Origin of the sequence: Pseudomonas sp. ML2-2023-6 (genome assembly GCF_037055265.1) — a bacterium.
Taxonomy (GTDB): domain Bacteria; phylum Pseudomonadota; class Gammaproteobacteria; order Pseudomonadales; family Pseudomonadaceae; genus Aquipseudomonas; species Aquipseudomonas kulmbachensis.
The window spans coordinates 4828038-4850956 of record NZ_CP146347.1 but is presented as its reverse complement, the minus strand read 5'-3'; the positions used below and the strand labels follow the sequence as shown (position 1 = coordinate 4850956).

Here is a 22919-nt window from a genome sequence, read left to right as displayed (position 1 = left end):
CCCATGGGTTTTAACCTTTCCGCATGGGCGTTGCGCAATCGCCAAATCGTACTGTTCCTGATGCTTTTGCTGGCAATTGTCGGCGGGCTTTCTTACACCAAATTAGGCCAAAGCGAAGACCCGCCGTTTACCTTCAAAGCCATGGTGATTCGAACCCTGTGGCCGGGTGCCACGGCTGAAGAAGTCTCGCGCCAAGTCACTGAGCGTATTGAAAAGAAACTGATGGAGACGGGCGAATACGAACGGATTGTCTCGTTTTCGCGCCCTGGTGAGTCGCAAGTGACCTTTATGGCACGCGACTCGATGCACTCAAACCAGATTCCGGAGTTGTGGTACCAGGTCCGCAAAAAGATCAGTGACATCCGTTACACCTTGCCGCCGGATGTGCAGGGGCCGTTTTTCAATGATGAGTTCGGCACCACCTTCGGCAATATCTACAGTTTAAGCGGCGAAGGTTACGACTACGCAGTGCTCAAGGACTACGCCGATCGCATCCAGATCCAACTGCAACGGGTCAAGGATGTAGGCAAGGTCGAGCTACTGGGGCTGCAGGACGAAAAAATCTGGATCGAGCTTTCCAACCTCAAGCTCGCAACCCTGGGCTTGCCACTGGCGGCGGTGCAAAAGGCACTTGAAGAGCAAAATGCGGTGTCGACTGCGGGCTTCTTCGAAACCCCGGCCGAACGTGTGCAATTGCGCGTCAGCGGTAATTTCAAAACGGTCGAAGAGATCGAACATTTCCCGATTCGCGTAGGCGAGCGCACCTTGCGGATCAGCGATGTTGCCGATGTGCGTCGTGGCTTTAATGACCCACCTGCGCCGCGTATACGCTTTATGGGCCAGGACGCAATTGGTCTGGCTGTAGCGATGAAAGATGGCGGCGATATTCTGGTGCTGGGCAAGGCGCTGGACACCGAGTTTGAACGAATCCAGAAGCATCTCCCGGCCGGCATGCAATTGGGCAAGGTCTCTGATCAGCCTGCGGCGGTGAAAACCAGCGTTGGCGAATTTGTGCAGGTGCTGGTGGAAGCACTGGTTATTGTGTTGCTGGTGAGTTTTTTCTCGCTGGGTATACGCACTGGCATGGTGGTGGCGCTGGCCATTCCGCTGGTGCTGGCAATGACCTTTGCCGCTATGCATTACTTAGGCATCGGGCTGCATAAAATCTCCCTGGGTGCTCTGGTGCTGGCGCTGGGCCTGTTGGTGGACGACGCGATCATTGCAGTGGAAATGATGGCGATCAAAATGGAGCAGGGCTACGACCGGCTCAAGGCGGCGAGCTTTGCCTGGACCAGCACTGCGTTCCCGATGCTCACCGGTACGCTGATTACCGCTGCGGGTTTCTTGCCGATTGCCATGGCGCAGTCGAGCACGGGTGAATACACCCGCTCGATTTTTCAGGTGGTGACCATTGCCCTGCTGGCGTCGTGGGTTGCGGCAGTAGTGTTTGTGCCGTACCTGGGCGCGCTGTTGTTGCCGGATCTGGCGAAGATCCATGCCGCCAAGCACGGCACCGGAGCTGGCGTGCCTGACCCCTATGCGACACCGTTTTACCAGCGGGTTCGACGGCTGGTGGAGTGGTGCGTGACGCGGCGCAAAACCGTGATAGCACTGACCGTACTGCTGTTCCTGGGGTCGGTAGTGTTGTTCAAATTCGTCCCTCAGCAGTTCTTTCCGGCGTCCAGCCGTCTGGAGCTGATGGTCGATATGAAACTGGCCGAAGGCGCTTCGTTGAGCAACACCACCGATCAGGTCAAACAGCTCGAAGCGCTGCTCAAGGATCACCCTGGGATCGCCAACTACGTGGCCTATGCCGGGACCGGCTCGCCACGTTTTTACCTGCCACTGGATCAGCAGTTGCCTGCGGCCAGCTTCGCCCAGTTTGTAGTGCTGGCCAAGACCATCGAGGACCGCGAAAACCTGCGCACCTGGTTGATTAGCACCCTTAACGAGCAGTTTCCGACAATACGGTCGCGGGTCACGCGTCTGGAGAACGGCCCGCCTGTGGGCTATCCGGTGCAGTTCCGGGTCACCGGTGAGCATATCGAAGAGGTAAGGGCACTGGCGCGCAAGGTGGCGGCCAAGGTTCGCGACAACCCTTATGTGGTGAACGTGCACCTGGACTGGGAAGAACCGAGCAAAGTGGTGTACCTCAATGTCGATCAGGACCGTGCTCGGGCCTTGGGCGTGAGCACGGCCAACCTGTCGCGCTTTTTGCAAAGCACCTTGCTTGGCTCAACCGTCAGTCAGTACCGCGAAGACAACGAGTTGATCGAGATTCTGCTGCGCGGCACGCCTCACGAACGCACTGAACTGTCATTGCTGCCGAGCCTGGCAGTGCCGACCGACAATGGCCAGAGCGTGGCCCTGTCGCAAATAGCGACCCTGGAATATGGCTTTGAAGAGGGCATTATCTGGCACCGCAACCGCCTGCCGACCGTGACCGTGCGTGCGGACATTTATGGCAAGGAGCAACCCGCAACTTTGGTACAGCAGATTTTGCCGACCCTTGAAGATGTACGCGCCGAGTTGCCGGATGGTTACTTGCTGGAAGTGGGCGGCACCGTTGAAGACTCCACCCGTGGTCAGGACTCGGTGAAAGCCGGTGTGCCGCTGTTTATCGTGGTGGTGCTGACGTTGTTGATGGTGCAGCTGCGCAGCTTCTCGCGCATGGTGATGGTGTTTCTGACGGCGCCGCTGGGCTTGATCGGTGTGACGCTGTTCCTGCTGCTGTTCGGCAAGCCATTCGGCTTTGTGGCGATGCTGGGCACCATTGCGCTGTCGGGGATGATCATGCGCAACTCGGTGATCCTGGTGGATCAAATCGAGCAGGACAAAGCGGCGGGGCTGGACCCGTGGCGGGCGATTATTGAAGCGACGGTGCGGCGTTTTCGCCCGATTGTGCTGACCGCGCTGGCGGCGGTGCTGGCGATGATCCCGCTGTCACGCAGCGTGTTCTTCGGTCCGATGGCGGTGGCCATCATGGGCGGGCTGATCGTGGCGACTGCGCTGACCCTGCTGTTTTTGCCGGCTTTGTATGCGGCGTGGTTCAAGGTGAGGAAGGTTTAAAGGCAAAAGCCCCTCACCCCAACCCTCTCCCCGAGGGTGAGGGGGCCGATTGGGGGATATTGGAGCGCCACAGCAGTCTGAAGATACTGCACTGAATCCGAAAACAACTCGGTCAGTCCCCTCTCCCTCCGGGAGGGGGCTAGGGTTGCTCTTAAAGCGTCCCAAACACCTTCTTGGCCAAACTGGTAGCTGCTGCTGCCGGGTTCTGGCGGATGGTTTCTTCCTGTTTGCCGATCATTTCGAACAAGCCATCCAGGGCTTTTTCGGTCACGTAGCTTTCGATATTGGCGCTTTTGGCGTCCACCACACCCAGTGTGGCCGCTTGCCCTGCGAATGCGTTGTACTGCTGGGCCAGACCAACCTTGTCCGTGGCGGCTTTGACGATTGGCAGGAACTTGGCGCGGATCTGTTCGCGGCTGCTTTTGTTCAGGTACTGGGTGGCTGAGTCCTGGCCTCCGGTGAGGATGCCCTTGGCATCTGCCACGCTCATGTTTTTCACCGCATTCACCAACAACACTTGGGCTTGTGGCACGGCCGCTTCTGCGGCCTTGTTCATGCTGGTTTCAAGTTGGTCGACCTGAGCGCCCATGCCGAATTGCTTCATCTTTTTCGCGACTTTACCGAGGTTGCCCGGCAACTCGATCTTGACCTCGGGGTTGTTGCTGAAACCACCGGGGGTACCCAGTTGCTTGACCGCAATCTGCGCACCTTGGGTCAGGGCGTCTTTAAGGCCGCCAGTGGCATCGCTTTGCGACAGATCGCTCAACGACAACGCCAGCGCGTTGGCCGAAATCAGCAGGCCTGCGCACAGGCCCGCGAAACGTAGAGAAGGACGCAGCATGGGGTAACTCCTTGATTAGCGAACCTGATCCACACGCAAACGGATCGGTTGCAGGGTTTTTGCATTCAGGTCGACGCTGTTGCGCTCAGTGCTGATAAACAGCAACTGGCCATTCTCTTCAATCCGCGCACTCACCGCATAGGTATGGCCGGGCTTGACCTGCGCCGGGTCATAAGTCAGGTGGAACGGTAGTGGCACCTGACCGTTGATTTGGCCACTTTGCTTGGCAAGCGTTACCGCCGGAGCGTCGGCCAGCGAGACATCCTGCAAGCTCACTTCCAGTGTAGCCGTAGGCGGCAGGGCAATACGTTGCAGGTAAAACACTTCACCGTCGAGGGACGCTTGCGGGGCTGAGGTCATGGAACTACAGGCTCCGAGCAGGGCTGTGAGGCTGAGTAAAAGTACTTTTTTCATGGGGAGCTCCTATCAAGATGTTTTTTCGAGCGAAAGCGGCGGCTGCTCTTGTGGGTCTTCGCTGCGGTGCAAGGCAACCTGGCGAATCGACAAGCGAATTTCGGCCGGCAATACACGTTTGGCGGCGCCTTCGGCCAGTTCGCCGAGCAGTTCGTGGTAGCTCAACTTACCGCTGGCATCGCGGCGCAGTACGTCTTCTTCAAGCAATGTCTGGATAAAGTGGCGGAACAGGCTCTTGTCGAAAAACTCGGGAGCGTTGAGCCCGTGCAGGATCGACAGCCGTTGGGCCATCATGGTGCACAAGTCTTCCAGTTCTTCGGCGCTCAAGGTGTTCTGACCACTGTTGAGCAGCAAGGATATGGCCATGTAGAAGCGTTGCAGGGTTTGCGCAATGCTCCTGGACAACAGGGTCAGCAGTACAAAATGCCGCGAACTTGGCGCCGGGCGCAGGTACACGCCGTTTTCGAAGCGCAACAAGCCTTGTTCGACAAAAGCCTCGAGCCACTGGTCGACCACACCGTCGAGTTCTTGCGTTGACCAGCGGATAAACAACTCCGATTGCAGGTACGGATACAGTGCGTGGGTGTAGCGCAGGATCTGTTCGCGGCTCATGCGCGAGGCGCTTTGGAAGAAGCTGGCCAGCAACGAAGGCAATGCAAAAATATGCAGCACGTTGTTGCGGTAATAGGTCATCAGGACTGCGTTCTGCTCATCCAGATAAAGGATTTTGCCCAGCGCATCGCTTTGCTCGGCGAGCAGGTTCATGTCTTTCACATGGTTGATCAGCGCCCGGCCGTCGCCTTCGGGCAAGGTGGTGTGCGGCGAGTAGGGTACGCGGCGCAGCAGGGCCAGATACAGATCCAGCACCCGCGCCATAGCCTGTTCGTCCAGTGCCAGTCGGGTGGTGGAAAGCAGGGCCAGCGCCACCAGGTTTACCGGGTTGATGGCTGCCGCTTCATTCAAATGCTGAGCAACCTTTTCAGCCAGGCGATTGGTGGTTGGGCTCAACCATTCCGGGCGATACAGCGGCGCCAGTTCCTGCTGGCGCCAGCCCGGTTGCTCTTGTTCAAGAAACTCGGCGAGTTTGATCGGTTCACCAAAGTTGACCGCGACCTGACCGAACTTCTGTTTTTTAAGGGCGCCAATTACTTTGAAAATATCGAAAATCGATTCTTTCTTCTTGCTCGCACCGCGCAATTCGCCCAAGTAGGTACGACCCTCGAGTACGCGCTCGTAGCCGATGTACACCGGTACAAACACAATCGGTGTACGCGATGAACGCAAGAAGCTGCGTACGGTGATGGCCAGCATTCCGGTTTTCGGTTGCAGCATGCGCCCGGTGCGGGAGCGACCGCCTTCGACGAAGTACTCCACCGGGAAACCCTTGGTGAACAAGGTATGCATGTATTCGTTGAACACCGAGGTGTACAGCGGGTTGCCCTTGAAGGTGCGGCGCATGAAAAAAGCCCCGCCCCGACGCAGCAGGCGGCCCAGTACCGGCATGTTCAGGTTGATCCCGGCGGCGACATGCGGCGGGGTCAGACCATTGCGAAACAGCAGGTAGGACAGCAGCAGGTAGTCGATATGGCTACGGTGGCACGGCACGTAAATAATTTCGTGGCCTTGGGCGACCTTTTGCACGCTCTCGATATGGTTGACCTTGACCCCGTCATAAATCTTGTTCCAGAACCAGCTCAGGAGCACTTCGAAAAAACGGATCGCGGTGTAGGTGTAGTCGGATGCGATTTCATTGGCGTAGCGCAGCGCCTGGGCTCGGGCCTTGTCCGGCGAGATGTTCTCGCGCTCGGCTTCATCGAGGATCGCCTGGCGCACGGCAGGCTCGTTGACCAGGCCCTTGACCAGGTTGCGACGGTGCGACAGATCGGGGCCGATGGTGGCGGTTTTCAGGTTGCGAAAGTGCACCCGCAAAATGCGTTGGGCCATGCGCACGGTGCGTTCGTGGCCTTTGTTGAGGTCGATCAGTTCGCGCAAATGAATCGGTGCCGAGAACTGCACGCGGGTTTTGCGGCCCAGTATCAGGATCCGCAGCATGCGGCGCAGGCGCCCGGTCACTGCCCAGCTGTCGGCAAACAGTAGCTTCCAGGGGCTCGATTCGCTGTCCGGGGACTGGCCCCAAAACACGCTGACTGGAATGATTTGCGCATCTTCGCCCGGATTGTGGGTCAGGCCGTCGACCAGACGGGTCAACACCGGCGGTGCCCCGCGCTTGTCCTGACGGCCCAGCCAGTCTGGCTCGGGGGTCAGGTAAAAGAAGGCGGCAGGCTCAATCATCTCGCCCACGGCGACCGGCAATACCGGGCGCGGCAGACCGGCCTTGGAACATTCGGTGTCGACCACGGCCAGTTCGGTCAGCGAAGGCGATTGCAACACATAGAACACCGGTCGGCTGCGATCCAGGTTCAGGGAAAGGGAAGACTGATTAATCGTCTCCGAGCGCACCCACAGGTACAGCAAGCGACGCAGGGCGCCAAATACAAGGCGGCGGAACGGGGAGGGGGTCATACGGCTTCTGCGTTAGTGGATTAAACGAGTGTTTACTCGGTCGGGTAGTTTGCCGTATCTCCGGAAAATCGGCAAAAAAGCGGCGAACTAATATTGATTGAGTGTTTTTTTGCCTGACTTATACTCGGTGTTCTTTCGCGATTGTGCGTAAGACCGAATCTTCAAAGATCAGCGTTAAACGATAGTTCTCAAAGGGCCAATTAACGAGCCCGATCAATAATAAAAAGGGGGAAAGGTTCCATGACAACGCGCGTAACAGGCAATGTGAAGTGGTTCAACGATGCCAAGGGCTACGGCTTTATTCAGTGTGAAAACGGGGCTGATGTGTTTGTGCATTACCGCGCTATTCGCGGTGAAGGCCATCGCAGTCTGGCTGAAGGCCAGCAGGTCGAATACACCCAGGTCACCGGTGACAAGGGCTTGCAGGCCGAGGATGTAGTGGGGTTGTAACGCCAGCCTTGTAGCAGCTGCCGTAGGAACGAGGCTGCGTTCGGCGGCGTAGCCGTCGTAAAGTCAGGCCACGCGCAGGCTCAGATAAGCTGCGCGCTCACGTTCTACGACGGCTTCGCCGCCGAACGCAGCCTCGTTCCTTCGGCAGCTGCTACGGCACTCAGGAACCAGTTTTCCAGGTGATTTCTTCCTGGCCGTCTTCGCTGATACGAATCCAGCGGTCGGCGTCGGCCTCGCCCTGTTCTTCGACCCAGCTACCCGGCGCGCAACGTACTTCTACGTTCAGCGCTTTAAAGGCTGCGTGGGCGCAAGTGATGTCGTCTTCCCACGGCGTTTTATCGCTGTCCAGATACAGGCTGTTCCATTTGCCGACGGCTTTTGGCATCCAGGTAACGGGTACGTCGCCTGCGGTGCACTTCCAGGTTTCGCCTTTCTTTTTCCATTCCGTGCACGGGCCCAGCACTTTCGCGAGCCAGGCTTCGACGTCTTTGTAAGTGACCGCTTCTTTCAGGTAAATCTCGATATCGGGTTGGCGCATGGATGTCCTCACTGTGGGTCTGAAAAATCCACTCGCGGATTAATCGGATCAAGGGCGTATGCCCCTGACCGTAAAGTTGGTTATTGAAGAACGAAGTAATCGTAGCGCATCGAAACCGTCACCACTAAAGGCTCGGGGTGTTCGATGACCTGGGCCCGACGCTCGGCGCTGGCGCGCCAGCCATGGGGGGTCATGGCCAGCAGGTTGGCGCGATCCTGGGGTTCGCTCAAGCTGAGTGTGAACTCCAGGGTTTCGCTGTGTTGCAACTGCATGCCTTCGGGCACCAGGGCCAGGTGTTTGTCGTCGGCATAGTCGCGTACTTCGTCGTACAGCCGTTCGCGCAATTGCATCAAATGCCCGCGGGTTGGGCCGATACGCATCAGACCGCCGCCCGGGGTCAGCAGGCGCTTGGCTTCGAGCCAATCCAGCGGGCTGAATACGCTGGCCAAAAACTGGCAACTGGCGTCGGCCATAGGCACGCGGGCCATGCTGGCGATCAACCAGGTCAGTTGCGGGTTGCGTTTGCAGGCGCGCTTGACCGCTTCGCGGGAGATATCCAGCGCGTAGCCATCCGCGTTGGGCAGCGCCTCGGCGATTTGCGCGGTGTAGTAACCCTCGCCACAGCCGATGTCGAGCCAGCGTTGCGGTGCGCGCTCGGCTGCCAATTCCGCCAGGCGTTTGGCCACCGGTGCGTAATGGCCAGCGTTGAGAAAGTCGCGGCGGGCCTCGACCATGGCCTGGTTGTCGCCAGGGTCGCGGCTGTTTTTGTGTTGCACTGCCAGCAGGTTCAAATAACCCTGGCGGGCACGGTCAAAGCTATGCCCGGCTGGGCAGGCCACGCCATTGTCGACCGCATGCAGCGGCTCGGAGCAGATTGGGCAGGCAAGCATCAGGCGAGCAACTTGATCAGGGTCTGGTAGTAGATTTCGGTCAGCACATCAAGATCGCTGGCCAGAACCCGTTCGTTGACCTGGTGAATGGTCGCGTTGACCGGCCCCAGCTCTACAACTTGCGTGCCCAGGGTGGCGATAAAGCGCCCGTCGGACGTGCCGCCGCTGGTGGAGGCTTTGGTTTCGCGGCCGGTCACCTGCTTGATGCTCGACGATACCGCGTCCAGCAGAGCGCCTGGCTCGGTCAGGAATGGCAGCCCGGACAGCGCCCACTCGATGTGCCAGTCCAGACCGTGCTTGTCCAGAATGTCCGCCACGCGTTTTTGCAGGCCTTCAACGGTGGATTCGGTCGAGAAGCGGAAGTTGAACACCGCTACCAGATCACCGGGGATCACGTTGGTCGCGCCAGTACCGGAGTTGAGGTTGGAAATCTGGAAGCTGGTCGGCGGGAAAAAGGTGTTGCCGTTGTCCCAGTGCTCGGCGGCCAGTTCGGTCAGTGCGGGTACTGCGAGATGAATCGGATTCTTGGCCAGATGCGGGTAGGCCACATGGCCTTGCACACCGCGCACGGTGAGCTTGGCGCCCAGCGAGCCGCGCCGGCCGTTTTTAACCACGTCACCCACCAGCGTGGTGCTCGACGGTTCGCCGACGATGCACCAGTCCAGACGTTCGTTGCGGGCAGCGAAACGCTCAATCACCGCCTTGGTGCCGTGATGGGCCGGGCCTTCTTCGTCGCTGGTAATCAGAAATGCGACCGAACCCTTGTGATCCGGGTAGTCGGCGACGAAGCGCTCAGCAGCCACCAGCATGGCGGCCAGGCTGCCTTTCATATCGGCAGCACCACGACCACAAAGCATGCCGTGCTCATCGATCAGGGCATCAAACGGGTCGTTTTGCCAGGCTTGCACCGGGCCGGTCGGCACTACGTCGGTGTGACCGGCGAAGCACAGTACCGGGCCTTCGTGTTTGCCGTGGGTGGCCCAGAAGTTGTCGACGTCTTCGATGCGCATCGGCTCAAGCTTGAAGCCTGCATCGCCCAGGCGCTGCATCATCAGCTTCTGGCAGTCGGCATCGATCGGCGTCACGGATGGGCGACGGATCAGATCGCAGGCAAGTTGCAGGGTCGGCGAAAGGTCGGCGTGGGCCGTCATGGTATGGACTCCGAAGCGGGACAGGTGCGGGGCGGCACGGCACAAAAGGGCGGTTATCTTAAAGCAAAACGGCGACCAGAGGCCGCCGTTTAGTGGTTGCAGTCAATTTATGCAGCAGGTTGTTCTTCTGCTTCTTCGACCGGTTTGGGCAACGAAGACATAAAGGCCATGATCAACGCCGCCAGATACGGCAGCGATTGCACCAGCAGCATCACCACCCAGAAACGCATGTCGTTGCTTGGCAGGCCTTGTACCAGGAAGATCCCCAGCGCAGCGCCCCAAAGCAGCAGCATGATGAACACTTCTTCGCGGGCTTCCGAGATCGCGACCCAAAAGCCGTGGTTATCGGCGTTTTTAGGTGTACGGAAGAACGGAATGCTGGTGGTGAAGAACCCGTAGAGCACCGCTTTGGCGATGGTATGGGACAACGCCAGCCCGGCCAGAGCCGCGGCAAATGCATCCTTGAGGTTAACCCCCACTGCACGACGGTACAGGAAGATGATCTTGCCAACCTTGAACACAAACAGTGCCAATGGCGGGATAGCGAAAATCAGCAGCGGCGGATCGACCCGCGTCGGCACAATAATCATTGCCGCCGACCACAACAGGGCACCCACGGTGAAGAAGATGTTCATGCCATCGGCCACCCACGGCAACCAGCCCGCAAGGAAGTGATAGCGCTGACCACGGGTCAGTTCCGTGTCTTTGCCGCGTAGCAGGCTGGAGGTGTGACGCTTGATAATCTGAATCGCACCGTAGGCCCAGCGGAACCGCTGTTTCTTGAAGTCGATAAAGGTGTCAGGCATCAGGCCCTTGCCGTAGCTATTGTGCGAATAAGCTGCTGAATAACCTTTTTCGAACACGCGCAGGCCCAGCTCGGCGTCTTCACAGATGCACCAGTCCGCCCAGCCGAGCTCTTCGAGCACGGAGCGTCGGGTCATGGTCATGGTGCCGTGCTGAATGATCGCGTCACGGTCGTTGCGGGTGACCATACCGATATGGAAGAAGCCCTTGTATTCCGAGTAGCAGAGCTTCTTGAACTTGCTTTCGTTCTGGTCGCGGTAGTCCTGGGGCGATTGCACGATGGCGATTTTCGGGTCGGCAAAGTGCGGCACCATATGCTTGAGCCAGTTGCGGTCCACGCAGTAATCGGAGTCGATCACCGCGATCACTTCGGCATCCGGCGCGGTGTGCGGGATCAGGTAGTTCAACGCGCCGCCCTTGAAGCCAGCCAGAGGCGCGACGTGGAAGAACTTGAAGCGTGGGCCGAGGGTGGCGCAGTAGTCGCGCACCGGCTCCCAGACCGCCGGGTCCTTGGTGTTGTTGTCGATGATCAACACTTCGAAATCGGGATAGTCGAGGTTCGCGAGGGCGTCGAGGGTCTGTTTGACCATCTCCGGCGGCTCGTTGTAGCACGGCACATGGATCGAGACTTTCGGGCGATAGGCATCGTCGGCTTCGACCGGTAAAAATTCCCGTCGCCGTTTGTGCGTCCATACCGCCTCGGCCAGTTCATGGGCCTCGGTAAGCAGGACGATAAACACCCCGAGTGCACCCAATCCGAGCAAGAAGCCCACGGTCAGGCTAAACCAGGTGCTGTATTGCTGGCTGTAGTCGTAACCGATCCAGACCAGCACCGACCCGCACAGGAACGCGGTAAAGGTCAGGAAGGTTCGGCCACGCTGGCGCAAGGCCGAACCGTCGATCAGCAGCAGTGCCAGCGACAGCAGGCCCATGACCACTGAGCCAATTGCCAGCACGCGCCACTGTGGAATCGCGACCACCGGGCCTTCAAAGTTGAATTTTTGCTGACGAGCAGCGTTGTACACGCCCCAGTACGCGCCCACCGAGCCTTCATCGCTGGCCTTCCACGGCTGGTCGAAGGCTTCGATCACAAAGTAGTTGTAACCGCGACGGTTCAGGGTGTTGACCAGTGTACGCAGGTAAATCGCCTGGTCGGCCGGAGTGGCATCAGCGCCACCGCGCATGCGGCCATTGCTCGGCCAGCCAACCTCCGACAGCAGCAGTGGTTTTTTCGGGAACATCTTTTTCAGGTCGCGAGCACGGTCCAGTACAAACTGCCCCGCTTCGTCCACCGGGATAAATTCCCAGTACGGCAGAATGTGCGCGGCGATCAGGTCAACGTGCTTGGCCAGTTGCGGGTATTTCTCCCAGATATGCCATTGCTCGGACGTAGTGACCGGTACCTTGACTGCAGCGCGAACCCGATCCAGCAACACGATCAGGTCTTCAGGGGTGATTTCTTCGCGGAACAGGGCTTCGTTACCCACCACAACCCGCACCACGCTGCGCGAGTTATTGGCCAGTTCGATGGCTCTCTGGATTTCGCGTTCGTTGCGCTCCAGATCAGGGCTGATCCAGATCCCGATGGTCACGCGCAAACCGAATTCTTCCGCCAGCTTGGGGATATCACCCAAGGTGCCGTCGACCGAGTAGGTCCGAATGTTGTCGGTCAGCTTGCTCATGATTTCCAGATCGCGACGCATTTCATCGTCGGTCGGGTATTGGTCTTTCTGCGGGTACTGGCCTTGCTGGAACGGCGAGTACGAAAAGCCGGAGATTTGCTCGGGCCAGTTCGGTGCAGAAACCGGGCGATTAATCAGCGCCCAGAAGCCTGTGAACAGGGCGGCGATGGCCAATACCACCACCAGGTTGAGTCCAAATTTACGCGATGACATAACTATTTCGGGTTCCAAAGGGAGTGGAACGAAGATCGCTCGGCGGGTGCCAAACGGCGCGCATCCTACACTGTGCTCTGACCCATCGTATAGCTGACGGAATTGGGTCTGGCATTTGGCAGTTGCAGCCGACTTAAGTTCTTTCTTTATTACTTGTAGCTCTTATCTCTCTACTCAGCAGGCTATTAAAGCAGGCTTGGTCGCCTAGCCTGTAGGAAAGATACTCAATGCAATGTAAGCCCCCTATAATGCGCGCCGGTTTTTGGGGTGTTGGTCATGAGTACAGAAGATCCACGTTTTGCCGGTGTAGCCCGGTTATATGGGCTGGAAGGCCTTGAGCGACTGAAGGCGGCGCATGTGGCGATCGTCGGTGTGGGCGGTGTCGGGTCGTGGGCGGCAGAAGCGATTGCGCGATGCGGCGTCGGCGAAATTTCGCTGTTTGACCTGGATGATGTTTGCGTCAGCAACAGCAATCGGCAGTTGCACGCCTTGAGCACGACCGTTGGTCGGGACAAGGTCGAAGTCATGGCCGAGCGTCTGCGTCAGATCAACCCGGATTGTGTGGTCCACGAAGTGGCGGATTTCGTAACGCGCGAAACCATGGCCGAGTACATCACCCCCAATATTGATTGTGTGATCGACTGCATCGACAGCGTGAATGCCAAGGCCGCACTGATTGCCTGGTGCAAGCGCCGCAAGATTCAGATCATCACAACTGGCGGCGCGGGCGGGCAAATCGACCCGACGTTGATTCAGGTTTGCGACTTGAACCGTACGTTCAATGACCCGCTGGCCTCGAAAGTGCGTTCGACCTTGCGCCGCGATTACGGTTTTTCTCGCACCATGACCCGCCATTACAGCGTGCCATGCGTGTTCTCCACCGAGCAGCTGCGCTATCCCAAGCCTGATGGCAGCATCTGCTTGCAGAAGAGTTTCGTCGGCGATGGGGTGAAGCTGGATTGCGCAGGTGGTTTTGGCGCGGTGATGATGGTGACGGCGACTTTCGGTATGGTGGCGGCCACCAAGGCAGTGGACAAGATCGTGGCAGGGGTCAGGCGGCCTTCGGAGCGGGTGAAGCTTGCACCACAGGAATAAGGCTCGCCTCGGACCTGACCTGTGGGAGCGGGCTTGCTCGCGATAGTATCGGCGCGGTTTTTCAGATGAACCGAATCGCCCGCATCGCGAGCAAGCCCGCTCCCACAGAGGGCGGCAATGGCTAGCCTGCCAGTTCCCGCATTCGCACCAGTACGGCGTTCAAGCCATTGCTGCGCGACGGCGACAGTTGGCGGCTCAGGCCCAACTGATTGAACCACTCGGGCAGGTCGACCTGCTGCAGCGCTTGCGTCGATAACCCGTTCACCCGCGCCAACAGCAACGCCACCAACCCGCGAATCAGTCGCGCCTCGCTGCTGGCAGCAAATTGCCAATGGCCATCTACTTGCTCACCCACCAGCCACATCAGGCTTTCACAGCCATGCACGCGATTGGCTTCGGTTTTGTCGGCATCGTTCAGTTCCGGCAAACGCTGGCCCCATTGCATCAGCAGGCGTGCACGCTGCTCCCAGCCGGAGCAGTGCTCAAAACTATCGAGTGCAGCCTGTGCGTCGGCGGGCAGGGTCATTGCAGTAGCTCCAGCGCCTGATCGAGCGCGACGAAGAAACGCTCGAGGTCTTCAGAATCGTTGTACAGCGCCAGCGAGACACGGATGGCACCTGCCAGACCAAAACCTTTCAGCAGTGGCATGGCGCAGTGGTGCCCGGCGCGTACGGCAATCCCCTGTTCGGTCAGCAAGTGCGCCAGGTCGGCGTTGTGCACGCCCTCGACCACGAAGCTGACCAGCGCCAGTTGCGGCGACCCCAGCAGGCGAATGCCCTGACGCTGTTTCAAACCTTCGACCAGTAGCGCATGCAGTGCCGCTTCGTGGGCCTCAACCGCTGTCTGATCAAGGTTGGCCAAATAGTTGAGGGTGGCGCCCAGCGCAATCACGCTGGCAATCGGCGGGGTGCCCGCTTCAAAGCCCAGCGGTGCCGGACGAAATGTGGCGTGCTGGTAGTCGGCGTCTTGCACCATCTCACCACCAAACTGCCAGTGCTGCAGGCGGGCCAGTGCTTCGTGGCGACCGAACAGTACACCCAGCCCGTCGGGGCCGTAGAGCTTGTGGCTGGAAAACACATAGAAGTCGCAGCCCAGCACTTGCACGTCATGGCGACCATGCACGACGCCCTGTGCGCCATCGACCACTGTCAGTGCATCGTGGGCCTTGGCCATTGCCAGCAACGCGGGCAGGGGTTGCCACACGCCGAGCACGTTGGACAGTTGGCTCACGGCCAGCAGGCGGGTACGCGGGGTGATCAGGCGTGCCGCGGCATCGAGGTCGATCACGCCGTCGGCATCCAGAGGCAATACCACCAGAGTCAGTTTTTTGCGCTGTGCAAGCTGTTGCCACGGCAGCAGGTTGGCGTGGTGTTCCAGAGCGCTGATAACAATTTCATCGCCCGGATTGAATTGGTGCTCCAGGCCATAGGCCAGAAGGTTCAGCGCCGAGGTGGCGCCGTGGGTGAAAACAATTTGCCCGCACTCGCCAGCATTGAGCCATTGCGTCACTTTGTGGCGGGTGTTTTCAAATGCCTGAGTCGCGTGGGCACCCGGCAAATGCTGGGCCCGGTGCACATTGGCTGCGCCATTGGCGTAGTAATGCGTCAGTGCGTCGAGCAGGGCTTGGGGTTTTTGTGTGGTTGCAGCGTTGTCCAGATAGGTCTGGTCCTGACGTTGCAAGGCGGCGATGGCAGGGAAGTCAGCGCGCCAAGGAGAAGGCAAAAGCATGGTGTGGGGCTCTGTCGACGAAGCCAGAGACTGGCCCCGTCAGTTGCAGATAAACGCTTAGTTGTGAGCGTGCAGTGCTTCGTTCAGCTCGATGGCCGACTTGTGGGTTTTGCATTCCACAGCGCCAGTTTGCGAGTTGCGACGGAACAGCAGGTCAGGCTGGCCGGCCAGATCACGGGCTTTGAGCACTTTGACCAGTTGGTTGTTTTCATCCAGCAGGGCCACTTTGGTGCCAGCGGTCAGGTACAGGCCGGACTCGACGGTGTTGCGGTCGCCCAACGGGATACCGATACCGGCGTTGGCGCCGATCAGGCAGCCTTCGCCAACCTTGATCACGATGTTGCCACCGCCCGACAAAGTACCCATGGTCGAGCAGCCGCCGCCCAGGTCCGAACCCTTGCCGACGAATACGCCAGCCGAGACACGACCTTCGATCATGCCCGGGCCTTCGGTGCCCGCGTTGAAGTTGACGAAACCTTCGTGCATCACGGTGGTGCCTTCGCCAACGTAAGCGCCCAGGCGAATACGTGCCGCGTCAGCGATACGCACGCCAGCCGGAACCACGTAGTCGGTCATTTTCGGGAACTTGTCGACCGAGAACACTTCCAGCAGTTCGCCACGCAGGCGCGCTTCGAGTTGACGCTCTGCCAGCTCGCCCAGGTCGATGGCGCCTTGGGTGGTCCATGCCACGTTTGGCAGCAGCGGGAACACACCGGCCAGGTTCAGGCCATGCGGCTTGACCAGGCGATGGGACAGCAAGTGCAGCTTGAGGTAAGCCTCAGGCGTGGAGGTCAGGGTGGCGTCTTCGGCCAGCAGGGTTGCGACCAGTGGCTTGTGGCTTTCGGCCAGACGGGTCAGCAGGGCCGCTTGAGCAGCGTCGAGCGGCTTAACGGCTTCAGCCATTTGTGCGGCTTGAGCGGTGGTAAAGGTGATTGCCTGATTGCCGCCGGTGTAGCCCAGGATTGGGGCTACGGCTGCGATCAGCTCGACCGATGGATTGATCAGGGGTTGTGCGTAGAACACTTCCAGCCATGCGCCTTGACGGTTTTGTGTGCCGACGCCGAAGGCTGCGCTGAACAGGGTAGTAGACATGCAATTACCTCTTACAAAAATAAATGGGCGGTCGTTTAAAGAAGCGCCGCCGCATAAAGATCAGGCTTGAAGCCAATCAGGGTTTTGTCCCCGAGATCCAGCACCGGGCGCTTGATCATCGAGGGTTGGGCGAGCATCAGTTCAATGGCTTTGGCTTGGTCGAGATCGGCTTTGCGTTCGTCGTCGAGCTTGCGAAAGGTTGTACCGGCGCGATTGAGCACCACTTGCCAGCCGTGCTCGTTGCACCACTGGGTCAGGTGTTCACGGTCAATGCCGCTGCTTTTGTAGTCATGGAAGTCGTAGCGCACTGCATGTTCATCCAGCCAGGTGCGAGCCTTTTTCATGGTATCGCAGGCTTTGATGCCGAAAAGGTGCAACGTCTTGCTTGAATCGTTCACGGAAATTGCCCCTCCTTTGGAGATGCTGTAAATGAGCAGTCGAGGATTATGCCATGGGTCGCGTGCTTGGGCGTGGATGGCTTGAGCATCGCACGCTCTTGTGACATGTCGTCGCACTGCGACTTATGTTCAGACTCAAGATTTGTCGCTAGCGGCTACTATGACCTGCAATGCAAAAATGTTGCTAGCTGTGTCTAGTGGAAGCTGAAAGTTTGGGAACCTTGTAGATATGCAAACCGCCTATACCGTACTCATCCTGCTAATGCTGGTGAGTGTCTCGCGTCTGTTGGGGCGCTTGATTCCCTTGCCTTTGCCGTTGGTGCAGATAGCTGCAGGTGCCGTGTTGGCCTGGCCGACTCTGGGCCTGCATGTGGCTCTGGACCCTGAATTGTTTCTGTTTCTGTTCTTGCCGCCGTTGCTGTTCTCGGATGGCTGGCGCATGCCAAAACGTGAGTTCTGGCGCCTGCGTGGGCCGATTCTGACGCTGGCCGTAGGCCTGGTGCTGTTTACGGTAGTGGGTGCCGGTTATTTCATTCACTGGTTGCTGCCGACCATTCCGTTGCCTGTGGCGTTTGCCCTGGCTGCGGTGTTGTCGCCCACCGATGCGGTAGCGGTGTCGGCCATCGCCCAAAACCGGTTGCCAGCGCCCTTGATGCATATGCTTCAAGGCGAGGCGTTGATGAATGACGCAACGGGTCTGGTGACGTTCAAGTTCGCACTGGTAGCGGCCATTACCGGGGTGTTTTCCTTGGCCAACGCCAGCCTGACTTTTGTCCTGGTGGCTTGCGGTGGGCTGGCCATCGGCGTGGCCTTGAGCTGGTTGGTGGGGCGCTTGCGTTCGTGGATGATCGCCCGTGGCTGGGATGACCCGGCGACTCATGTGGTGTTCATGTTGCTGCTGCCCTTTGCCGCCTATGTGTTGGCTGAACGTTTGGGGGCGTCGGGGATTTTGTCGGCCGTAGCCGCAGGCATGATGCAGAGCTGGCTGGACTTGCTGCCGCGTCAGACCAGCACCCGGTTGCTTAATCGCAGTGTGTGGTCGCTGCTGGAGTTTGCGTTTAACGGTCTGATCTTCTTGTTGCTGGGCCTGCAACTGCCGGACATCATCAAAGCCGTAGTCCACCTTGAACCAACCCTGTGGCCGGCTTTGATGTACCGCTGTCTGGACGTAGTCGCGATTTTTCTGGTGTTGTTGGCGCTGCGTTTTATCTGGGTGCAGAGCATCTGGCGCCTGTCCGGCCTGTTGCGTCGCTGGCGCGGTAAGGGCGAGCTGACAATGGTGCCGACCGCACGCTCCTGCTGGCTGCTGACCGTAGGCGGGGTGCGCGGGGCAGTGACGCTGGCGGGGGTGATGTCGATACCGCTGTTGCTGAACGAGGGATTGGATTTTCCTGAGCGTGACCTGCTGATCTTCATTGCGGCGGGGGTGATCTTGCTGTCGCTGGTGGCGGCCTGTATTGCGCTGCCCTTGTTGTTACGCGGCATCCAGAAAGGCCCGGACGATGCGATGCGCAATGAGGTGCGCGAGGCCTGGCGGCGTACGGCAGAAGCTGCAATTCACGCGCTGGAGGCTGAAGATGTGGTCGACGGGCCGCAGGATGCAGCACAGGCAGCCCTGGCGGCGGAACTGAAGGCGCGGATCATGTCGGAATACCGCCATCAGCTGGCGGTGTACAACGACTCGGCAGAGGCGCAGGCACTGGCTACGCAGATGGACCAGTTGGAAAGCCGATTGCGTCTCAAGGCGCTGCGGGCACAGCGGCTGGAGCTGTACAGCTTGCGTCGGCATCACGAAATCGGCGATGACGCGTTGGGTGAGATTCTCAAGGATCTGGACTTGAGCGAGGCGAATCTTGGGGCGGTGAAGTAACGGCTTGATAAAACCGTAGCAGCTGCCGAGGAACGAAGGCTGCGTTCGAGCGCGCAGCGGTCGTAAATCAGGCATATGCGGATGTCACTGATAAACCGCATTTGCCGGACTTACGGCGGCTGCGCCGCCGGACGCAGCCTCGTTCCTTCGGCAGCTGCTACAGGGTCGCGAGGGGTTAGCGGCGGCGCTGGATAAAGTCGCGGATGCGCTCGGCGGCTTCCACGCATTCAGCCAGTGGTGCAACCAGTGCCATGCGCACGCGGCCTGCGCCGGGGTTGAAGCCGTCGACTTCGCGGGACAGGTATGAACCCGGAACCACGGTCACATGCTCTTCTGCGAACAGGTCGCGGCAGAATTCGGCGTCGTCGCCTTCAACCTTGGGCCACAGGTAAAAACCGCCATCCGGTCGCTGTACATCCAGTACCGGGGCCAGAATCTCCAGCACCGCATCGAACTTCTCGCGATACAGGTCACGGTTGGTACGCACGTGAGCTTCGTCGTTCCAGGCGGCAATGCTGGCCAGTTGGGTCTGAACCGGCATGGCGCAGCCGTGGTAGGTGCGATACAGCAGAAATGCCTTGAGGATCTCTGCATCGCCCGCCACGAACCCAGAACGCAAGCCTGGCAGGTTCGAGCGCTTGGACAGGCTGTGGAACACCACACAACGTTTGAAATCTTCGCGGCCCAGTGCCACGCAAGCGCTGAGCAGGCCAACCGGCGGCGTTTGCTCGTCGAAGTACAGCTCGCTGTAGCATTCGTCGGCAGCGATCACGAAGTCGTATTCGTCGGCCAGTGCGATCAGTTTTTTCAAGGTGTCGAGCGGGATCAGTGCACCGGTAGGGTTGCCCGGCGAGCACAGGAACAGGATCTGGCAGCGCTTCCAAATGTCGGGCGTAACAGCGTCGAAATCCGGGTTGAAACCATGTTCGGCCAGGCAGGGCAGGTAGTGCGGCTGGGCGCCTGCAAGGAAGGCTGCGCCTTCATAGATCTGGTAGAACGGGTTCGGGCTGACGACCAGAGCATCGTCGCCACGGTTGACCACGGTTTGGGTGAAGGCGAACAAGGCTTCACGGGTGCCGTTGACCGGCAGGATGTTGCGCGCCGGATCGAGCCAGCCTTTTGGTACGTTGAAGCGACGCTCGGCCCAGCCAGCGATGGCTTCACGCAGCGCCGGGATGCCCAATGTGGTCGGGTAGACCGCCATCTGGTCGAGGTTGTCAGCCAGCGCCTTGGCCACGAAGTCCGGTGAGCGGTGTTTCGGTTCGCCAATCGACAGCGCAATCGGGCGTTTGTCGGCGTTGGGCTGCACGCTGCCAAGCAGGGCGCGCAGTTTCTCGAACGGGTAAGGCTGTAGCTGTTTTAGAGCGTTGTTCATGGGGTGCGGGTCTCACTCGGCGGCGGTTAGATGCTCAGGCGCCACGGTTCTGGGGTTGAGTCTTGGTTGACCGTCAGTTGTTCAACGATGGCGTCCTGCAAGCGCATGCATAACTGCGGGTCTGACAGCGGCTGGTTGTGTGCGTCGGTAATGAAAAATACGTCTTCGACCCGCTCTCCCAAAGTGGCGATCTTGGCATTTTGCAGTGACAGGTCGAACTCCAGGAAGATCATTCCGATCCGCGCCAGCAGGCCCGGGCGGTCAGGGGCGCTGAGCTCCAGTACGGTGACCGGGCGCTGGGCGTCGTTGTGGATCGTCACCTGGGGGGCGAATGCAAAGTGCTTGAGCTGGCGCGGCACGCGGCGCTGGATGATGGTCGGGTAGTCATCCGGGTTGCGCAGGGCTTCAGTCAGGCCCTTGCGGATTTTTTCAATGCGCGCCGGGTTGTTGCCGATCGAGCCGCCGTCGTTGTCGAGCACGATATAGGTGTCGAGGGTGAACTGGCTGCTGGACGTGATGATGCGCGCGTCATGGATGTTCAGGTTGAGTTGGTCCATGGCGGCCACGGTCACGGCGAAGAAGTCGTGCTGGTCAGGCGCATAGATGAAGATCTGCGTACCGCCCTCGAACTCGCGCTGGGTAGTTTCCTTGATCAGCACCAGGGGGCCGCCATCGGCAGGTTGTTGCAGGATGGCTTCGGTGTGCAGGGCTACGTCGGCCGAGGTGTGGCGCAAGAAGTAGTCGTCGCCCAGCTGCGACCAGAGTTGCTCCACGTCATCCTGATCGTTGCCGTTGCGCACCAGCGTATCCAGCGCAGCACTTTGGGTCTGGCGGATTTGCTCTTCGCGGTCTACCGGGTTTTCCAGGCCGCGACGCAAGGCGCGCTTGGTTTCGGTGTAGAGCTGGCGCAACAGGCTGGCGCGCCAGGAGTTCCACAGCGTCGGGTTGGTGGCGTTAATGTCGGCCACGGTCAGTACGTACAGGTAGTCGAGATGGGTCTCATCGCCCACGATCTGGGCAAAGTCATGGATGACCTGCGGATCGGACAGGTCCTTGCGCTGGGCGGTGGTCGACATGACCAGGTGGTTTTGCACCAGCCAGACAATCAGGCGGGTATCCCACTGCGGCAACTGGTGGCGAATACAGAACGCTTCGGCATCCACGGCGCCAATTTCTGAGTGATCGCCGTGCCGGCCCTTGCCGATATCGTGGTACAGCCCGGCCAGATAAATCAGCTCGGGCTTGGGCAGCTTGGCCATTAGCTTGCTGGCCAGCGGGAATTTCTCTGACACTTGGGTGTATTGCAACTTACGCAGGTGCTTGATCAGGTTCAGGGTGTGCGCGTCGACCGTGTAAATGTGGAACAGGTCATGCTGCATTTGTCCGACGATAAAGCCGAACTCTGGCAGGTAGCGTCCGAGAATGCCGTATCGGTTCATCCGGCGCAGGTTGCGATGGATGCCGATCTTGCACTTGAACAACTCGATAAACAGGCTGGTGTTGCGAATGTCTTTACGGAATTCGTCGTCGATCAGATAACGGTGCTCCCGTAGCAGACGAATCGTGTCCGCGCGTACACCTTTGATTTCAGGGTGTTGGGCCATCAGCAGGAATATTTCGAGCATGGCGAACGGGGTGCGCTTGAACACGTAGTCACTGGTGGCTTCGATATAGCCATCGTGCAACTGGAAGCGTGAGTTCAACGGCGTTGGCGGCGCTTCGTCTTCGGGGGCGAGGATAATCTCTTCGAAGTGCTGGATGATCAGGTCGCTGAGCTGGGCAATGCTCATGACCACCCGGTAGTACTGCTGCATAAAGTTTTCGATGGTCTGCTTGGCATCTTCGCCGGTAAAACCGAGCAGTTCGCCGATGCTGCGCTGATGATCAAACAGCAGGCGGTCTTCAGAGCGGCCTGCGAGCATGTGCAGGGCGTAGCGCACCTTCCATAGGAACTCCTGGGAAGAGGCGAGCAGGGCGTGTTCGCTTTCCACCAGAAAGCCTTCGCCTGCCAGGGCGCGCAGATTCAGGGTCCCGTACTGGCGACGGGCTACCCACAAAAGGGTCTGGATATCGCGCAGGCCGCCAGGCGAGCCTTTGACGTTGGGCTCCAGGTTGTATTCGGTGTCGTTGTACTTGTGGTGACGGGCTTTTTGCTCTGCGCGCTTGGCCAGGAAAAAGTCCTTGCTGGGCCACATATGCGCGGTGCTGGTGACATCCAGCATGCGTTGGCGCAAATGCTCGGGGCCTGCCACGGTACGGCTTTCCATCAGGTTGGTGATGATGGTCAGGTCGGCGCGGGCCTGCTCGGCGCATTCCTCCACTGAGCGCACGCTCTGACCTACTTCCAGGCCAATGTCCCAAAGGAGTGTCAGAAAGCGTTCAATGGAGTCGCGGAAAACTTCGTGATCGGCGTTGTCCAGCAGGATCAGCAGATCGATGTCGGAGTAGGGGTGCAACTCGCCACGGCCGTAGCCGCCGACGGCGACCAGAGCAATGTCGGCCTGGTCGCTCCAGCTGAACTGATCCCAGGCCTGTTGCAGGATGTTATCGACGAACCATGCACGATCTTCGATCAAGCGGCGAATATCGCGCCCCCTTTTGAAGCGTTCGTCGAGCACCTCGCGTGCCTGGCGGATCGCCTTTTTGAAAGCGGCAATGGGGCTTGCCTTTAATGCCAGTTCGGCCTGGAACTGGCCACGGTCAAAAAGTTCTGGATCCACCTGCGGCATCGATTGGCATTCCTGTCGTGGGATTTGTTTCTGTTCAAACGGTGAAAACAGGCAAGT

General features: G+C 59.1%; 17 protein-coding genes. 4 read left to right on the top strand and 13 right to left on the bottom strand.

The features are described 5' to 3' along the window. The first annotated feature begins 3 nt into the window (after nt 1–3). Nucleotides 4–3069 (top strand): efflux RND transporter permease subunit, encoded by a 3066-nt coding sequence (locus V6L79_RS22495; protein ID WP_338579535.1) that lies wholly within the window; start codon nt 4–6, stop codon nt 3067–3069. Nucleotides 3070–3220: 151 nt separating this feature from the next. Here the strand turns inward: V6L79_RS22495 and V6L79_RS22490 are convergent, their stop codons facing one another. From V6L79_RS22490 to plsB, 3 genes are read right to left on the bottom strand one after another with little or no spacing between them, the layout of a single operon-like run. Further along, nucleotides 3221–3910 (bottom strand): DUF4197 domain-containing protein, encoded by a 690-nt coding sequence (locus tag V6L79_RS22490; RefSeq protein ID WP_261739467.1) that lies wholly within the window; start codon nt 3908–3910, stop codon nt 3221–3223. A 15-nt stretch (nt 3911–3925) separates the two neighbouring features. Next, complete coding sequence (locus V6L79_RS22485) at nt 3926–4324, bottom strand: YbaY family lipoprotein (RefSeq protein WP_261739466.1); 399 nt, start codon at nt 4322–4324, stop codon at nt 3926–3928. Nucleotides 4325–4336: 12 nt separating this feature from the next. After that, nucleotides 4337–6847: a glycerol-3-phosphate 1-O-acyltransferase PlsB gene (gene plsB / locus V6L79_RS22480; protein WP_261739465.1), complete on the bottom strand. Its 2511-nt coding sequence runs from the start codon at nt 6845–6847 to the stop codon at nt 4337–4339. A gap of 240 nt (nt 6848–7087) precedes the next feature. On the opposite strand from plsB, the gene V6L79_RS22475 reads away from it, so the two are divergent. After that, entirely contained in the window at nt 7088–7297 is a 210-nt protein-coding gene (locus V6L79_RS22475; protein WP_261739464.1) for a cold-shock protein, read from the top strand. A 160-nt stretch (nt 7298–7457) separates the two neighbouring features. On the opposite strand, the gene V6L79_RS22470 is transcribed toward V6L79_RS22475, so the two are convergent. The 4 genes from V6L79_RS22470 to V6L79_RS22455 all read right to left on the bottom strand — a co-directional run bounded on the left by V6L79_RS22470 (nt 7458) and on the right by V6L79_RS22455 (nt 12575). Further along, complete coding sequence (locus tag V6L79_RS22470) at nt 7458–7835, bottom strand: hypothetical protein (protein ID WP_261739463.1); 378 nt, start codon at nt 7833–7835, stop codon at nt 7458–7460. An 80-nt stretch (nt 7836–7915) separates the two neighbouring features. Next, complete coding sequence (locus V6L79_RS22465) at nt 7916–8725, bottom strand: putative RNA methyltransferase (RefSeq protein ID WP_261739462.1); 810 nt, start codon at nt 8723–8725, stop codon at nt 7916–7918. Next, entirely contained in the window at nt 8725–9876 is a 1152-nt protein-coding gene (gene dapE, locus V6L79_RS22460) for a succinyl-diaminopimelate desuccinylase (protein WP_261739461.1), read from the bottom strand. Before dapE ends, V6L79_RS22465 begins: the two co-directional genes overlap by 1 nt. Before the next feature lie 107 nt (nt 9877–9983). Beyond that, nucleotides 9984–12575 (bottom strand): glycosyltransferase, encoded by a 2592-nt coding sequence (locus tag V6L79_RS22455; RefSeq protein ID WP_261739460.1) that lies wholly within the window; start codon nt 12573–12575, stop codon nt 9984–9986. A 276-nt stretch (nt 12576–12851) separates the two neighbouring features. Between V6L79_RS22455 and tcdA the strand changes: the two genes are divergently transcribed. Next, the gene (gene tcdA / locus V6L79_RS22450; RefSeq protein ID WP_338579534.1) at nt 12852–13670 is read left to right on the top strand and encodes a tRNA cyclic N6-threonylcarbamoyladenosine(37) synthase TcdA; all 819 of its coding nucleotides are present in this window, start codon (nt 12852–12854) and stop codon (nt 13668–13670) included. A 121-nt stretch (nt 13671–13791) separates the two neighbouring features. Here the strand turns inward: tcdA and V6L79_RS22445 are convergent, their stop codons facing one another. Genes V6L79_RS22445 through V6L79_RS22430 form a run of 4 tightly spaced genes read right to left on the bottom strand, consistent with a single transcriptional unit; the run spans nt 13792 to nt 16888 of the window. After that, nucleotides 13792–14196 (bottom strand): SufE family protein, encoded by a 405-nt coding sequence (locus tag V6L79_RS22445; protein WP_321834378.1) that lies wholly within the window; start codon nt 14194–14196, stop codon nt 13792–13794. Further along, nucleotides 14193–15398: a cysteine desulfurase gene (locus tag V6L79_RS22440; protein WP_321834377.1), complete on the bottom strand. Its 1206-nt coding sequence runs from the start codon at nt 15396–15398 to the stop codon at nt 14193–14195. The genes V6L79_RS22445 and V6L79_RS22440 overlap by 4 nt, the downstream gene beginning before the upstream one ends. 57 nt (nt 15399–15455) lie before the next feature. Beyond that, the gene (dapD, locus tag V6L79_RS22435) at nt 15456–16490 is read right to left on the bottom strand and encodes a 2,3,4,5-tetrahydropyridine-2,6-dicarboxylate N-succinyltransferase (RefSeq protein ID WP_321834375.1); all 1035 of its coding nucleotides are present in this window, start codon (nt 16488–16490) and stop codon (nt 15456–15458) included. Nucleotides 16491–16525: 35 nt separating this feature from the next. Beyond that, complete coding sequence (locus V6L79_RS22430; protein WP_321834373.1) at nt 16526–16888, bottom strand: ArsC family reductase; 363 nt, start codon at nt 16886–16888, stop codon at nt 16526–16528. A 229-nt stretch (nt 16889–17117) separates the two neighbouring features. On the opposite strand from V6L79_RS22430, the gene V6L79_RS22425 reads away from it, so the two are divergent. Further along, a complete protein-coding gene (locus V6L79_RS22425; protein ID WP_261739455.1) occupies nt 17118–18758 on the top strand; it encodes a Na+/H+ antiporter in 1641 nt (546 codons plus the stop codon). Nucleotides 18759–18933: 175 nt separating this feature from the next. On the opposite strand, the gene dapC is transcribed toward V6L79_RS22425, so the two are convergent. Both dapC and V6L79_RS22415 read right to left on the bottom strand, forming a co-directional pair. Further along, on the bottom strand, nt 18934–20133 hold the full coding sequence (gene dapC, locus V6L79_RS22420) for a succinyldiaminopimelate transaminase (protein WP_261739454.1): 1200 nt from the start codon (nt 20131–20133) through the stop codon (nt 18934–18936). 26 nt (nt 20134–20159) lie between these two features. Continuing rightward, nucleotides 20160–22862 carry a [protein-PII] uridylyltransferase gene (locus V6L79_RS22415; RefSeq protein WP_261739453.1) on the bottom strand — a complete coding sequence of 901 codons (2703 nt, stop codon included), beginning with the start codon at nt 22860–22862 and terminating at the stop codon, nt 20160–20162. Nucleotides 22863–22919 lie beyond the last annotated feature (57 nt).

Bases quoted from the DNA above. Each gene is read 5' to 3' on its own strand.
- tcdA (WP_338579534.1), top strand. From the start codon at position 12,852: ATGAGTACAGAAGATCCACGTTTTGCCGGTGTAGCCCGGTTATATGGG.
- V6L79_RS22475 (WP_261739464.1), top strand. From the start codon at position 7,088: ATGACAACGCGCGTAACAGGCAATGTGAAGTGGTTCAACGATGCCAAG.
- V6L79_RS22495 (WP_338579535.1), top strand. From the start codon at position 4: ATGGGTTTTAACCTTTCCGCATGGGCGTTGCGCAATCGCCAAATCGTA.
- plsB (WP_261739465.1), bottom strand. From the start codon at position 6,847: ATGACCCCCTCCCCGTTCCGCCGCCTTGTATTTGGCGCCCTGCGTCGC.
- V6L79_RS22485 (WP_261739466.1), bottom strand. From the start codon at position 4,324: ATGAAAAAAGTACTTTTACTCAGCCTCACAGCCCTGCTCGGAGCCTGT.
- V6L79_RS22440 (WP_321834377.1), bottom strand. From the start codon at position 15,398: ATGCTTTTGCCTTCTCCTTGGCGCGCTGACTTCCCTGCCATCGCCGCC.
- V6L79_RS22415 (WP_261739453.1), bottom strand. From the start codon at position 22,862: ATGCCGCAGGTGGATCCAGAACTTTTTGACCGTGGCCAGTTCCAGGCC.
- dapE (WP_261739461.1), bottom strand. From the start codon at position 9,876: ATGACGGCCCACGCCGACCTTTCGCCGACCCTGCAACTTGCCTGCGAT.
- V6L79_RS22425 (WP_261739455.1), top strand. From the start codon at position 17,118: ATGCAAACCGCCTATACCGTACTCATCCTGCTAATGCTGGTGAGTGTC.
- dapC (WP_261739454.1), bottom strand. From the start codon at position 20,133: ATGAACAACGCTCTAAAACAGCTACAGCCTTACCCGTTCGAGAAACTG.
- V6L79_RS22455 (WP_261739460.1), bottom strand. From the start codon at position 12,575: ATGTCATCGCGTAAATTTGGACTCAACCTGGTGGTGGTATTGGCCATC.
- dapD (WP_321834375.1), bottom strand. From the start codon at position 16,490: ATGTCTACTACCCTGTTCAGCGCAGCCTTCGGCGTCGGCACACAAAAC.
- V6L79_RS22470 (WP_261739463.1), bottom strand. From the start codon at position 7,835: ATGCGCCAACCCGATATCGAGATTTACCTGAAAGAAGCGGTCACTTAC.
- V6L79_RS22490 (WP_261739467.1), bottom strand. From the start codon at position 3,910: ATGCTGCGTCCTTCTCTACGTTTCGCGGGCCTGTGCGCAGGCCTGCTG.
- V6L79_RS22465 (WP_261739462.1), bottom strand. From the start codon at position 8,725: ATGCTTGCCTGCCCAATCTGCTCCGAGCCGCTGCATGCGGTCGACAAT.
- V6L79_RS22445 (WP_321834378.1), bottom strand. From the start codon at position 14,196: ATGACCCTGCCCGCCGACGCACAGGCTGCACTCGATAGTTTTGAGCAC.